General features: G+C 50.2%; 10 protein-coding genes. 6 read left to right on the top strand and 4 right to left on the bottom strand.

What is annotated here, in order from left to right; genetic code table 11:
* Positions 1-58 precede the first annotated feature (58 nt).
* A complete protein-coding gene (locus tag BBB58_RS05460; protein ID WP_143180226.1) occupies positions 59-475 on the top strand; it encodes a hypothetical protein in 417 nt (138 codons plus the stop codon).
* A gap of 106 nt (positions 476-581) precedes the next feature.
* Here BBB58_RS05460 and BBB58_RS05465 read toward each other — a convergent pair whose 3' ends face one another.
* The 4 genes from BBB58_RS05465 to BBB58_RS05480 form a co-directional block, all read right to left on the bottom strand.
* Positions 582-1,688, bottom strand: coding sequence for an acyltransferase family protein (locus tag BBB58_RS05465; protein WP_074036024.1), 1,107 nt, complete (start codon positions 1,686-1,688; stop codon positions 582-584).
* 119 nt (positions 1,689-1,807) lie between these two features.
* A complete protein-coding gene (locus BBB58_RS05470) occupies positions 1,808-3,889 on the bottom strand; it encodes an alginate lyase family protein (protein ID WP_074036026.1) in 2,082 nt (693 codons plus the stop codon).
* 140 nt (positions 3,890-4,029) lie between these two features.
* On the bottom strand, positions 4,030-4,893 hold the full coding sequence (locus BBB58_RS05475; RefSeq protein ID WP_074036027.1) for a tyrosine-type recombinase/integrase: 864 nt from the start codon (positions 4,891-4,893) through the stop codon (positions 4,030-4,032).
* A gap of 14 nt (positions 4,894-4,907) precedes the next feature.
* Entirely contained in the window at positions 4,908-5,351 is a 444-nt protein-coding gene (locus BBB58_RS05480; protein ID WP_074036028.1) for a sigma factor, read from the bottom strand.
* Positions 5,352-5,662: 311 nt separating this feature from the next.
* Here BBB58_RS05480 and BBB58_RS05485 point away from each other — a divergent pair, with 311 nt between their 5' ends.
* The 5 genes from BBB58_RS05485 to BBB58_RS05505 all read left to right on the top strand — a co-directional run bounded on the left by BBB58_RS05485 (position 5,663) and on the right by BBB58_RS05505 (position 15,427).
* Positions 5,663-7,753 carry a heparinase II/III family protein gene (locus BBB58_RS05485; protein ID WP_074036030.1) on the top strand — a complete coding sequence of 697 codons (2,091 nt, stop codon included), beginning with the start codon at positions 5,663-5,665 and terminating at the stop codon, positions 7,751-7,753.
* A gap of 114 nt (positions 7,754-7,867) precedes the next feature.
* The gene (locus BBB58_RS05490) at positions 7,868-9,958 is read left to right on the top strand and encodes an alginate lyase family protein (RefSeq protein ID WP_074036031.1); all 2,091 of its coding nucleotides are present in this window, start codon (positions 7,868-7,870) and stop codon (positions 9,956-9,958) included.
* 266 nt (positions 9,959-10,224) lie between these two features.
* Complete coding sequence (locus BBB58_RS05495) at positions 10,225-12,297, top strand: bifunctional metallophosphatase/5'-nucleotidase (RefSeq protein WP_074036032.1); 2,073 nt, start codon at positions 10,225-10,227, stop codon at positions 12,295-12,297.
* 163 nt (positions 12,298-12,460) lie between these two features.
* Positions 12,461-15,106, top strand: coding sequence for a glycosyltransferase (locus BBB58_RS05500; RefSeq protein WP_074036033.1), 2,646 nt, complete (start codon positions 12,461-12,463; stop codon positions 15,104-15,106).
* Between the two features lie 9 nt (positions 15,107-15,115).
* The gene (locus BBB58_RS05505; RefSeq protein ID WP_074036034.1) at positions 15,116-15,427 is read left to right on the top strand and encodes a hypothetical protein; all 312 of its coding nucleotides are present in this window, start codon (positions 15,116-15,118) and stop codon (positions 15,425-15,427) included.
* Positions 15,428-15,450 lie beyond the last annotated feature (23 nt).

The raw sequence follows: 15,450 nt of genomic DNA on the forward strand, positions 1-15,450 counted from the left end.
TCCTATAAAACTTGGAATTATCGTTTCTTACAGTATGTTGTTTCTAGTAATCTATTTAGTGTTGGAGTTGTTTGTTTTTTATAGAAAATTAAATATCATAACAATTGTTGGGATGATTGTTTTAATTGTGTCATTTGGTACCTTCTTAATGGGGTGGTGGAGTCTACCATCAAACAACGTGAACTCTGACAACGGTGTAATTGATTCTAAAATTATTTTTATTGTCTCCATATTGTCCATCATGATTGTGATTGGAGATTTACTGGCGACCTACTTATCCCATAAAACATGGATCAGTCGTTTCATCACTATTTTTTGTTTTTTTGTTGGGATACTTTTGTTTATGCTCCTCATCGTGGATTCATCTTTGATAGAAGAACGTTTTAGTCAGGTGAACACTGACTTTCTATCCATTGTTGCGCTTGGCACCTCACTACTTACCATTGGAGTTAAAAGTCAGTTGCTTGAAGAATGATGTGAATGTTTGTCATACAAAATGATGAAGGTGTCTTTACTGTGGAATTACAGGAATCATTTTAAAACATACATGACAAAAGGAGCTCTTTTTGGAGCTCCTTTTGTCATGCGACTTGGTTCTTCTGTTTCTGAGAAAGGCGTTTCTTTATGATTGAACGTCCAAGCTGAATCCCTGGTCGCTCGATAACCTGATACGTGACGGATGCAATCACGCCAGAGACGACGAGCGTCACGAGGAACGTCAACATCCATACCGTCGTCACGCTATATTGCTGGGTCCACGTCTCGTTGAAGAGATGATTGACCCAATCGAGGACGAAAAAGTGGACGAGGTACAGGCTGAAGCTGATATACCCGATGTACTGCATCACCGGATGATTGAGGATACGTCCCCGAATGCCGGATAAGCCGAGAGCCAACAGACAAAAGGCGAGACCGAACAGCGCATGTTTCGGAAATGCGCTATAGACATCATATGGAGTAATCCCGAGTATGATAAGTAACGCAATCGATCCGAACGTCATCGCATAGTGCGTTCGCACGGACCACGATTGGTCGCGCCACACGAGATACAACGTGACCCCCATCAAGAAGATCGGCAGCTGGTTCGGGAACCAATAAAAGGCGAAACTCTTCACGTCCATGAATGGCTGACGCTGTTCGGTCAGGAGGTGCAGGACGATGCTGAGTACGAGCGTCGATGTTGTCCACACAATCCCTTGACGCGCCGTCTTGATCCATTTGAACAGGAACGGCACACATGCATAAAATAAAAATTCGTTCGAGATTGACCAACCGCCCGGCACGAGACTGAATAACCACTCGGGATGCAGGACGTTCGTGAACGTCAACGTCGAGACCAAGAGGGAAAGTGTCACGTCTGGATAAGCCGTCGAAACCCCGATGAATTGATTGATTAGATCAAAACTCAAGTAGAAGAGCAGTGCGGCGTAAAACATCGGTGCGATTCGGAAGAAGCGCTTCGTGTAGAAGTCCTGAAGCGGAATCTGGCGCGATACCGTATAGCGCTCCAATGAATAGAACAACGTGAAGGCGCTGACGATAAAAAAGAGTTGGACGCCGCGCGACCCTTGTATCCCGATATGGTATAACCAATCGGGCAATTGTTGAAGGGACCGTGTCGAGTGCGTCAACACGACCCCGAGGATGGCATAACCGCGAAGGGCATCTAAAAAACTGAGCTTCTGCAACTGATGTAATCTCCTCTATACATTCCTATTTTTCTTTTCTTTAAACAATCTATCACGCTGTTGACGGTGTGTCTATTTGATTCAGACACTTGTGTTGAAACTGTAAAATATACTTCTCGTTAAATCGGCACGCGAATCTGTCTCGTCTCTTTGTTCGAGAGCGTATAGGTCACGATGTAGTTCGAACCGGACACTTTCACACTGGCCGACCGAATCGTCGTCTTCGACTGGTCGAGTCGTATGAGCGTGAGGTAGCGCACGTCTTTCCCGGTATTATACGAGATGACTTGTGGACGCGGCTTCCATTCGTAATCCTCGACGGCGACGAAGCTCGTGCTGTTGCGCATCGATGAATTTTTAAGGTTCAGCTGCATGAGCTGGATCGTTCGCCCGTTCGTATCACCGTAGACGACGTTCTGGGTCGCCATCGAACTCTGAAGGAGTTTCAAACCTTCGGCGAGATGGAACCGCTGCACGAACTTCGTGGTTGCGGGTGAACTGATCCGGTCGTAGACGATGAGTGTCTGTTCTCTGTCGTAGACGAGCGTCCGTCGATGCGTCGCCCCGTTCCCGATGAGCTGGCTCTCCCCAATCGTAAGAAGGGTCGAACCAAGATTTTGTACGGTCTTGATGTTGCTCTTCCCACGCATCGTAGAACGGAGGTCGAGATTCGCCCCGTCACGGTGGACGGTATTGTGGGCATCGACACCGAAGACGCGCTGACGTTCGGGGCGATTCGTATAGCCGTAGCGACCCGTCTCGATGATGAAGTCGCGGCCGAGGCCGTACAGGTCGATGCTCAAATCATCGGCATGCTTGTGGGCACTGCTGTGATAACCGGCTGTCATCATCACCTGGGTCGCCTGATTGAACGCGCGAGGTGGAGATGCCCAGTATTCGCGCATGAAGCTGTATTGGTTGCTGATCCGTTTCGCCGTGACCGGCGGGCGTGTCCCTTCCTTCCCTTGGGTGAGGGCGAAGACGAGCTCGGGGAAATCCTCGATATGCGGAATGATCGAGGTGTTCCGTCTGACACCGGACGTGTCTCCAAAGATCGGGAGTGTCCCGTTCGGTTTGATCATATACGTCAGTTGCTTCGGCATCTGTTCGACCCGTGCCATGCTCGAAGGGAGTGAGAAACGGTTCGCTTCTGCCCAGATGAGGAAGCGGTCGAGCACATGATACATATAGGATTGATAGCCGGGTGAATGCTCGAGATGGACGGCGTCCGACGTGATGCTGTGGCGGATCTGTTTGTCGAGGCGGCTATCTGCGAGCGTCTTCCACGTTCTGCTCCGGTCGAACTGTGGGAACGTCTGCGCGATGGCGGTGAGCGCCATGTCTTGGAATATCCCATGATTGTGATCATTTTTATAGAAGCTAGACGTCGCGAGTAACGTGCCATGGTCGTGGAGCGTCCGCAACATCAGACCGGTGAACGCCGTATCTTTATAGAGTGAAGAAGATTTATAGGCATCCCAAAAATTCAAGAGATGGAACGTCCGGATCGACGTGCCGTGGTCGTTATATGGCCAACGGTACTGTTTGTAGTTCGCAATCGGATGGGCTTTCGTCCAACTTTTAACGACCCGTACCCCGTACTTCAAATAAGCGGTATTGCCGGTCTCGTTATACGCCTGGGTCAATTGATTGAGCACCGTCAAATAATGAATTTGGAACGGATAGGAATTGCTCGACGAGCTCGGGATGTCCCGGTGCCAGTTAAACGTATCGACGTTCGGGACGGACAATTGATATGGTTTGGACGGGATCGACCAATCCCCACGAATCGCACGGTTGGCGTAGTCGACGGCGCGCGCAGGTGTCAATTTTTCATATTCATATGGCGCGTGAAGTGGCATCTGTTTCATATACTCATGCGCGAGTCGTGCCGTTCCACTCGACTTCAAATTCGAAGCGGTGAGTGGGTCACCGAGTAAGAGCTTGGCCTGACTTTTCTTTATGTAGATCTTTTTCGTATTACTCAGTGCGATGTAGTACCAGCCGGACGTACTGACGGCTGTATAGCGTTTTGTTGTCGAATACGCTGCCACTTTCGTCAATCGACCGTTCTTCATTTCATAGACGATCGCATTCGGGATGGAGCGGATATCGAAAGGGTTCGTCGCAGCCTGGACGGAGTCTGTCGGGGTCATGCCCCAAGCCCCTACTAAGACGAGGACGAGTAATATTCGTTTCATGCATACACCTCAATAAATTTGGATTTACTTCTTTTTCAAAGTTTTTCATGAGGTGTGTTTATTCCCTTAATTTTCTATATCATCTTTATTGTAAAAAGAAGACCGATCTAATTCACAGGTCGGTCTTCTTTGTATGGTCTTTAGTCCAACGTCAACCGTTCCACCGCATCGCGAAGATGATTCTCGCGGACGCGGATGTACCGACGTGTCGTCTTCGGCTCGGAGTGGCCAAGTAATTCAGATAACGTCGTCTCCATGACCCCTTTGTCATAAAGGTGCGTCGTAAACGCATGGCGGAGCGTATGAGACGTGACAGGATAGCCGAGCACTTCTGTGGCAGCCGTCGTCAGGTGACGATTGATGGTCGTCTTACAAATCAAGGCGCCTCGTGCAGATGGGAACACATAGGGCGAGTCGACGGGACGTCTCTCCTCATCGAGATAGGTGGAGAGGACGGAGTGAATCTTGTCATTCAACGGGATTCTCCGAGGTTTTCCCGTCTTTGATTCTCGGACATAGAGTAACCGCTCCTGCAAATCGATCGCATCGAGTTTTAACAGCCGGACCTCGTTGATCCGCATGCCCGTATGGAGCTGAACGGTTAAAAACGTACGATACAACGGGACGTCGATGGCATCGATGACAGCGGACAATTGTCTAGGGGAGGGGATCTCCGTTGAATGGCGCTCGGTCACTTTCACCCGTAACTGATGAAAGGGGTTATGGGTGACGAGATGCTCGGCGATGGCCCAATCGTATAAGCCGCGAAGAGCGCTCAAGTAGTTGTTGATGGTCACCGGTTGACAGCCTTCCGAACGGAGCGTGTCGATATACGGCATGACGTCCTGCCTCGTTTTTAATTCGTCGAGCGTTCTGCCTTCTCCCATGATGGCTTCGAATCGGGCAAACTTATAGGTCGCCTGGCTGACCGTGTTGTACGATTTTCCGGTCATGCGTAAATAGTGGATGTGCTGGGCGACGGCGTCTTTCATGTGTAAGGTCATCTTCCTGTCTCCTCTTACTCGTTGTCATCACGGAGCATCCGTTGCAGTTCGGCCTTATAGGCGCGTAGTCGACTCGGCGAGTACCCGAGCGATGCCTCGGTCCCGTGAAGCATATGGCAGAGTAAGGTGAAATGGCGATTTGGTAAAGTGGATCGCTTGTCGTCTAGCCAAAGCGAGAGGGGCACTTCGCGCTGGTCGACTTGTTCGGGGAGTCGTTCGCTCGCGACCTCGTGTTGGAGCGTCTTCGCCTGTTTGGCCCGTTCGTTCAGGATGGCCCCGCGGATACGGATGAAACAGTACGTTTTTCCTAACGTTTTTCCGTCTTGAAGGGCACGCCATAGGGCGATTCGTGCCGTTTGGGCGGCATCGTCGACTTCGTTCGGATGGAGATGGAGCTGTCGGATGACGTAAAAGATCATCGGCTCCCACTCTCTGATTTGTTCGTTAGCATCTGGCATGGTGGCCTGCTTTCCCGCGCGCGTCTCAAGTTTCCTAGGTGGATACAGCATAATGGTTGTTATGCAGATTTCGCACCTCACGAACGTTGAAGTTTCGTCAGCCCAAATCAGACACAGCAAGGAAATGCTGTATGGCACAACCTGAATCCCTTATCCATCGGAAGCATCGATTCTCTATAACAACCATTATAGGAGGATGTCAGGTGATGATTTGATCAAGAGGTAAATGATATCCAAGTTTTAGTTGTTTAGTATTCGTTTAATGGATATAATTTACAGGGTGAAATCAAACCGGAAATGTGAGGAAAATCATGAAACCTTTGTATAGACGATTATCCATCGGGATGTTGAGCGGGATGCTCCTGTTCGCACCGATGACGACGGCTTCGGCCAACTCGGACTTCAACGTGCGCGTCGCTCCGTCGACCACGCTGCACCAAATGAAGGGGAAGAAACTGGTCCCACTACAGAAGACGAACACGACGAAAGAATACCGCATCGTGCGCCCGTCCGGATGGTATTATCTTGCCATGTCCGGCGGCAAACGGATCTATATCAAGAAAAGCCAGGCGGAGGTCGTTCCGGCCCGTTCGTTGACGAAAGCACGCATCCAATCGAAAACGAACCGTCCGCTCGTCCATACATACATGGGGCAGACCAAGTCCCATATCCCGTATGAGTATGACCGACTGTCGACAGAACAGGCGAAACAGTTCGCCGATCGGGCGCTCGCCGGCAACTGGTATATCCCGACGAAACCGAACAATCTGTCGGTCCCAAACATCGACACGTTCAACTGGCATAAGGACGTCCCGGCCGTGGACAGCAACTCGTTCCCGTTCCAGCTCCACTACTTGACGGTCCTCAATCAGTTGACGCAAGCGTACAATGACACGGGTGACCTCGCCTATCTGAAATATGGCGAACGACTAATCAAAAGTTGGACGAAGGCACACCCGGCCTATAACTACAAACGACTCAAGTGGGGATACAATGACCAAGGAACGGCGATTCGTGTGTTCCATTTGTTGAATTTCTGGGATGTGTATAAAGAGACGTCACTCTATCGGGACCCTGCCTTCACCGAGCTCATGTTGAAAACATTGTATGAGCATGGGGAGATCTTGGCCTCGTCCGACTTCTACAAACCGAAACATAACCACGGCATCTTCCAAGACATGGCGCTCACCGCCATCGCCCAGACGTTCCCTGAGTTTGACCGGAGTAAGGTTTGGCAATCGACCGCCAGCACGCGGCTCCAGGCGCAGATTGCCCATAGCATCTCGCCGGAAGGGGTTCACCTTGAACACTCACCTCGATATCACGTGTATGTGTATCATACGTTGTCGCGCTTTATCGAATGGGCCGAGGCTAACCAGTTCGTTCTGCCTTCACGCTCGGGCTATATCGAGAAGATGCCGGATCAGCTCACCTACATGTTGAAGCCGAATCGGACGCTTCCGATCTTCGGTGACACGACGGGGCACCTTCAAGGGATGAACATCATTCCAAAGACGAACGAATATCCGGAGCTCAGTTTCGCAGTGAGCGGAGGGGCAGAGGGCGTGGCACCGACCCTGTTGACGAAGCAAATCGGGGACCAATACAGCTTCATGCGCGAATATTGGTCGCGTCCACCTGAGGCTTTCTCGGGTGCGACACAAGTGATGATGACAGCCGGGTATCATAGCAGTGCCCACAAGCATGCCGATGACTTGAGCATCGACTTCTATGGACTGGCGCGTGACTTCATCATCGAGACGGGTCGCTTCGGTTATTCGGCACGACCGGAACGGAAGGAAGTCTTTAAAGTCGAGGCCCATAACACCGTCCACCGATACGGGGAAAACTTGGATTTAAGCAAAGGCATGATCGGCCGGAGCCGTATCGTGAAGACTGAAGACCGTGGAGAGACAAGCCTCGCCATCGGAGAGAGCGCGTTGATCGGGAAAGGGGCCACGCATCGCCGCACCCTCGTCTATGACAAGGCGAAAACGCTCGTCGTCTACGACCGCATCACCTCACCGAAGCCGGACATGTTCGTCCAGCGCTTCCACCTCGGAGAGGGTCTGAAGCTATATAAAGGGACGACCGAGGCACAGAACGTGACGTTCCGAGACAGCCGCCGTCGATCGATTCAACTGATGCAGCTCGAGACGGACGAAGAGTCATATATGTCCGTTCAACCAAGTCATCTCTCGGTCCGTGATGCGGAGTGGACGCTTCGCGACCAAGTCGTCTCCATTGAATACGGTACGGACGTGCGTTACATCACACTCATGCGGATCGACCGGACGAACACCTCGATTGTCGACACGGCGGTCAAGGAACAAGCTAATCAGTATGAACTTACCTATACACTTTCCAACGGCGATACCCATACTCTCGACGTTCCAAAATGATTGAAGCCTGGCGACTGCCAGGCTTTTTTACGTGGACGATGAGAGTAGTTGTTGAATCCCACCATTTGCTAAGGTAGAATTTTCAAGTAGAACAACTGACAAGTGAGGGAACGAATGGAACATTCACATGCAAAACAGATCGTGGCTCAACTTCGGGGTTCGCTCTCGGGGAAAGCGAGCGATGGTTGGGACGTCGTCATCTCGGCAGGGACGATGTGCTATCAATGGAAGGGAAGACGAATGGTGCCAGACAGTCGGCTCGAGACGACCGAGACGGTACGGCTCATCCGTCCATACGGTCGATATTATATTGTCCATAGAGAAGGAAGGGAAGCACTCGTCCGCGCGACGGATGTGATGCTCCTCATGACCGAACCCCTCTCGAAAATCAAATTGACGGACAAGATGGAGCGACTGCTCGTCCGTGACTATATGAAACAAAAGCGCACATTCGCTTCGTACCATTATGAACAAATCCGTGATGAACAGGCGGTTCATTTTGCGGAAGAGACGTTGAACGGAAGATGGTATATCCCATCGCTTCCGCATACATTGGCCGTCCGTGATGTTCGGACGTTCGATTGGAACAAAATGTTACCACCTGTGAACAACAACTCGTTCCTTTTCCAACTCCACTATTTGACGACGGTCAATCAACTGACTCATGCCTATGAGGTGACGAAAAAAGAAAAATACTTGCACTATGCACACCAAATCATCGATAGCTGGCAGAGCCATCATCCGCTGCATGGCGGTCCGCGGGGGCGTGTAGCATACCATGCGCACGGTACGGCGATTCGAGTATTCCATATACTCCGTTTCTTTGAAGCGTATCGCCAGGCACCGATCCATCATGATGCCCGTGTGACGTGCCGCTTGTTACATCTGTTATATGAACATGCGACATTACTGGCGACCCCTACCTTTTATCGTCCGCTCCATAACCATGGGCTCTTTCAAGATATGGCACTGTTTGCGATTGCTTCCTGTTTTCCGGAGTTTGATCGCAGTGCGGATTGGAGAAGGATTGCGCGTGCGCGGTTGAATAAGCAACTCGACATTTGCCTTTCGGAGGACGGGACCCATTTGGAGCACTCGCCCGGCTATCACGTTTACGTGTACCATACGCTAAGTCGATTTAGAGACTGGGCCGATTTAAATGGATTCACGTTGCCGGAAGGGATTGGACGCATCGACCGGATGCCAAAGCGCCTCTTGCATTTCATTAAACCGAACCAAACCTTGCCGATCGTGGGGGATACGGGAGGACAGCTTCGCGGAAGCCGTTTAATTCCTCGGATTGAAACGTTTCCCGAACTAGCCTTTGCCATGAGTGGAGGGACACAAGGACAATGCCCAGAAGAACTGCTGGCGAATCTAGGCTCTCAATATGCGGTCATGCGTGAATATTGGCACCATGCAAAGCGTCCGTTTCGTGACGCCACCTATATTCTGATGACAGCGGGATACCATGGGGGTGCACATAAACATGCCGACGACTTGAGTCTCGAACTATATGGATTGGGGCGGGATTTCATCGTCGAAACTGGTCGGTATGGCTATGTGGACGGACCTGAGCGTGCGCAAGCACTACGTGTCGCGGCGCACAATACGGTACATCGACTCGGAGAAGAGCTCGACTTGTCGATCGAGCGAATCGGAGAGAGCGGAATCCTAGAGGTGAAAGAGGCGCGGAAACAGATGACGGCGACCGGAGTGAGCCGTCTGATTGGAAAAGGGGCCATTCATACTAGGCATGTCGTGTACGATAAGGCGCGAACGCTTGTCGTGTTTGATCGGATTGTCGCGCCGGAAGCGGACCTCTTTGTCCAGCGCTTCCATCTGGCACCCGGTTTGGACCTGGTATCGGGTACACCAGAAGAACACAACGTTCGATTTAAAGATGCCTCGAATCGAGCCATTCAATTCATTCAGCTTTTAAAAAGCGAAGAGGCTTATATGGCACTTGAACCGAGCCATGTATCCATGCGTGATTTGGAGTGGACTCCCCGCCAGCAAGTCGTTTCGATTGAACATGGTAGCGAAGTTCGCTTTTTGACTCTGATTCGACTAGACCGGACCGGGAAGCGTGTCGTCGATACGAAGGTCGAAGAGCGGGATGGGGTGTACATCGTCTCGTATTGGATTGAAAACGGGGGAAAGCATGTCATTCATGTGCCGTGTGAGGAAAGTCGTGACGTGTAAAGGACAAACCGTCACGACGCTCTCACGAAGTGATGTCGTCCTTTACATAATGAGGGAATCGTTTTTTGTGGAAATTGTAAAAACCTTAAAAATCTTCAATTTGTGATTGTTTATTGGACGCGTTTCCGTTACGTTAGAACTAGAGCGATTTGTACATATAAGGGAAAAACGGACGACTTTGGGGTAATCGAGGTAAGTAAAAAGTCGAATGATGTAAGCGCTTTCTCTTGTGTGTCCTCTTCGCAAATCTGAAAGGGGAATTGGACATGACAAAGAAATCATCTCGTAAGTTGTACACAGCACTCGCTGTAGCGGCCGTATCGACTGCATCGCTCGCACCGGCTGTTGTCACAGAAGCTGCGTCGAAAGCACCAGTCGTCAAAGCGAAATCAGCGTATGTGTACGCAGGGGACTTGGATGCTGCACTCGATGCTACATATGAGGGCGCGCCGATCCATTGGTATAAATCGAGCGTCAACTTGGAGAAATTAGGTACATTCCAAACAGCTAAGGGAATCGTCAAAGGCAAAGGGAAGTACATTGAGAAACGCGTCCGCGTCCTCGATCACCCGATTGCGATTTTACCACCGAGCGAGCCACTCGTGTTCAAACAAGGGAAACCGGCACTTGGCATCGTGAAGCAACAAGTGAAATTCGCAAGTGGGACGTATGAAAAAGCAGTACGTTGGAGCAAAATCGACACGAGTGAAGTCGGCGAATTCGTCGCGACGGCTACATATACAAACCGTGGTAAAACAATCACACTTGAAGTTCCTTATACAGTAGAAGGATACAAGCTCTCGATCATGCACACGAACGACACGCACGCCGCGCTCGATCTCGCACCGAAACGTGCGACAGCCATCAAGCAAATCCGTGCAGAGAAGCCAGACAGCCTCTTGATCGACGCAGGGGACGTCTTCTCAGGATCGCTTTACTTCAACGAGTTCAAAGGTCAAGCTGACCTCAAACTCATGAACTACATGAAATACGATTTGATGGTGCCGGGTAACCACGAATTCGATCTCGGTACGGAGCAAGGACACAAGGAACTTGCTGATTTCGTCCGCTATGCGAACTTCCCGTTCGTCAGCTCGAACGTCAACTATGCAAATGACCAATACATGAAGAGCCTCTACCGTGACGAAGTTACACAAAAAGCGTACAACGGTCGTCTTTATGAAGGAGTCATCAAAGTAGTGGATGGCGAGAAGGTCGGATTCTTCGGTTTGACAACAGAAGAGACGGCATCCATCGCTAGCCCAGGCCCAATTGAATTCCAAAACTACATCGCAGAAGCACAAAAAGCAGTCGACGCGTTCAAAGAGATGGGCGTCGATCAAATCGTAGCTGTCTCACACCTTGGGTATAACGACAACCCGGCGTTCGACAACGACTTGTTGCTTGCTGAAAACGTAGATGGGATCGACATCATCGTCGGTGGCCACACGCATACTCGTTTGAGCGCTCCGGTCCTCATCACAGAAGGAAAAACAGAGCCAACGGTCATCGTTCAAGCGGACCAATACAGCAATTTCCTCGGAACGGTTGATGTCGAGTTCGACAAGGATGGAAAAGTCATCAAACATGCGGGTAGTTTGATTGATGTGAAGGCACTTCAACCAGATCCATATGCGGTAGAATTGCTCGCACCATTTAAAGATGTCGTGGATACAATCAGCCAAGACCCAATCGGTGTCTCACTCACAGCTCCACTCGATAACCCACGTGACAAAGGTGACGAAACGGCACCGAGTGTCCGTAAAAATGAAACAGCCCTCGGTAACTTGATTACAGACGGTATGCTCACGAAAGCGAAAGAGTATGATTCTGCTGTCATCGGTGCTGTTCAAAACGGTGGTGGAATCCGTGCATCAATCGATGCAGGTCCTGTCACGACAGGTGAAGTGTTGACGACACTTCCATTCGGAAACACGCTTGCCATCATGGACTTGAAAGGTAGCGAATTAAAAGCTGCTTTCGAGCGTAGCGTTGGCATTTACCCAATCGAGAACGGTGGATTCCTCCACGTATCTGGATTCAAAGTATTGTTCGACAGCTCAAAACCGGCTGGCGAGCGCATCGTTAGCTTGCAGTACAACAACGGCACAGAGTTTGTCGATGTCGAAGACGCGACGAGCTACAAAGTCGCAACGAACTTCTTCACAGCGCAAGGTGGAGACAACTATGTTGAGTTTGAAACGGCATTCAAAGACGGTCGCGTCAATGACCTCGGTCTCATCGACTGGGAAAACTTCCGCGATCACTTGATCAGCCTCGGCGAAGAAGTCACACCTGCTGTTGAAGGACGTATCGTCGACGTCAACGCAGCTGAATAAGACAATCATTGGTTGCTTTCGGACGGATCCAGGAATGGGTCCGTCTTTTTTATAGGAAATTCAGGCGTGTACATTTGTCATCAAATTGCGACCGACATACAACTCTGTTAAGATACGATAAGATGAAGAAATACTGATTACTTAAAAAAGGTGGAGCGGACGTATGGATGTAAAAGCGACGCTGCGCGATGTGCAAGCGCACATTGCGTGGTTGAAAGAAGAAAAAGAACGGGTCGACCGGAGAGAAGCATTGAACGGAGATGACTTGATCACCCTTGAGGACCTTCCTTCATTGTCGAGACAGGCACAACGCCCGCGTCTTGACGATAAATTGTTTGAAGAACAGCAAGCTACCTTAAAAACGGAACTCGAATCAGCTCGAGCGCGACTCCCGAAACAAGATGTGACTCGTATCGCATCGAATGGGAGCAATTTTTATGAGAAGGCGGACGTACAAGTGGCATTCGTCGGTCCGGTCAAACGAGCGAGAGAGTTAGAGCGGCTTTGTCATGTCCATTTATTTGAGAATGTGACGGGCTTCTTAGAGCTGGCTGAAATCGAAAAGATTGATTTCCTTCTCATCTCGGCCGCGCTAGTGGAAGATGAGACGACTGCATTCCACCACATGGGTTCGCCGCGTTCGCACTCCCGTCACTGGTTGGAGAATTTGATTCGCAAAGCCAAACAAATTGATGTTCGTGTCGTGTTTGAAACTACTCTCGATACGAATCACTACGATCGTTTCTCCTCACTCGCCGCTCAGTGTGACTATATCTTTACGGCAAACGAGGAGCGTGTGACGGATTATATCGAAGAAGCCGGACATGAGCGCGTTTTTGTCATCCGTCCGGGAATCGACCCACTTCGCTTCAATCCAATCGGGATGACGCGTGTTCAGTCGGATTCGGTCGTCGTCACGAACCGTTTCCCGGTACAACGTTTCGCAAAAGACTTGGAGACGCTCGCACAAGGTGTTCGTGATGCGAATAAGTCTCTTTATGTGATTCGCGAAGCGGATGAATCGAAGGTGTCGTTCGCACCGAAATCACTTCAAGATGTCCTCGTCCATGGGGACCAACAGGAGATCGAGGCGTTGAAAGAAACCTCGAACTGGATTCTTCACGTCAATGAAGTGAAAAACAGTCCGACGATGAGTGCGCAAGCCATCTATGAGGCACAGGCACGGGGACAACTCGTCTTGACGAACTACAACGTGGCCGTCAACAACGACTTCCCGAACGTATTCATCGCGACGAGCGCATTGGATGCACAAGGGATTTTAGAAATGTTCGATACAGACGAAGAGCGTCTCGAGCATCAACTATCTGGTGTCCGCACCATCTTCTCGAACCATACAATCTATGATCGTTTCAACGAAATGTTATTCGTTCTCGGCATTCACCACGAAGTCCGTCGTGACGTCCTCGTCATCGGTCGCGGCGACGTGACGGCGACACGTGAGCTGTTCGAGCGCCAATCCTATCCGCATAAACGTTTTGTCGCAGAAGCAGATTTACAAGAAGTCGATTTACGCACAGCCGACTTCGTGACGGTATTTGACGACCGTTATCACTACCTCGACTATTATGTAGAGGATATGGTCAATGCCTTCAAATACACGGACGTCGCTTTCGTGACGAAAGGGCAGGACGTTGTACATGAATTCGTAGAGGGATACGATGACGTCGCGTTAACGATGTTTGCGGCAAGCCACCTGTCGCTTGAGACGCTTCGGGACGACCAGCGTATCGAGGGACAAGGCTATGCCATTGATCATTTCGAACTGCTCGCGGCAGATGACGTACTCGTCCCGAACGAACCGGGCGACTATGCGCTTTCAATGATCGTACCGATTTATAACAACGGTCGTTATCTCTACAACAAATGTTTCTCTAGTCTTCGCCGTAGCTCGATGTTTGAAGACATGGAGATTTGGCTCGTCGACGACGGTTCGACGGACCAAGAGACGATCGGCTATATCGAACGCCTCGTGCGGAAGTATCCGAACGTCTATACGTACTCATTCAACGACGGAGGCAGCGGCAGTGCGTCGCGTCCGCGAAACAAAGGCGTCGAATTGGCAACGACACCGTACATCGCTTTCCTTGACCCGGACAATGAAGCGGTCAACGACGGCTATGCGGAACTATTCCGTATCATGAAAGAGAATGACGCGCTTGACCTCGCAGTCGGAAGTATGTTGAAGCTTGCGAACCGCGAGGCCATGATTGAGCTAGACGGCCTTGAAAAAGATGGTGTTCGCGTCATCGAAGACCCAAGAGCGTACTTGCTCGAGCACAACTTCAAGGTACAGAGTATCCAGACGATGGTCATCAAAAAAGACTTCATCCAGAAGCACGATTTGAAACAGGTCATCGGTGCGGTCGGGCAAGACTCGCTCTTCTTCCAAGAGATGTTCCTCAGCGCAGGACGCGTCGCTCTTCTCGACTTGACGATTCATGATTATTACGCGGCTGTCGCCGGTTCGACAGTCAACACGATCACGAAGAAGTACTTTACGAAGTGTGTCATTCGGGAAACGGCACGGGCAAAAGCATTCGCCCGGGAAGGTGTACTCGATCAATACCGTTCCACACGATTCGAACGCTTCTTCTCGATGTGGTATTTGGTCTTCTTACGCCGAAGCAAACCGGAAGAGTTTGTCGACAATGCCGGTATGCTTTATGAAATCATCGAACAGTATCGTCCGATGGAATTAGAGACGCCGATTGTAAAACAATTCGTCGACTTATATGAATCAGGACAAACAGAAGAATTGAAGCGTCTCTACTTTGACGCATACTTGTGAGGTGAGAGCATGAGCAACGAATTTGAAAAAGAAATCGGATTGTTGAAACAACGAATCAAACTGCAGGAAGAAGAGATTCGTCATTTGAAACATGATGAACGTCTATTACGTCAAAAGCATCGACGACTCGTTCAAAAGTATGGAGATCTTCTGTACACGTTTGAATGGACCGTGAAGACGTTCGAGAAGAAAGAGCAAGCGCTCAGTGACTTGAAACGTAAATATGATGTGTTGAATCAGAAGTATCGTCGTCTTGTGCAATCGAAAGCCGGAAAAGCGATTTTGAAGGCACAGGCGGTTGCACGACGCATTCGCAAATAAAGAATCGAGCTCGAAAGACTCGA

This window comes from Exiguobacterium profundum, assembly GCF_001909285.1.
Classification (GTDB): domain Bacteria; phylum Bacillota; class Bacilli; order Exiguobacteriales; family Exiguobacteriaceae; genus Exiguobacterium; species Exiguobacterium profundum.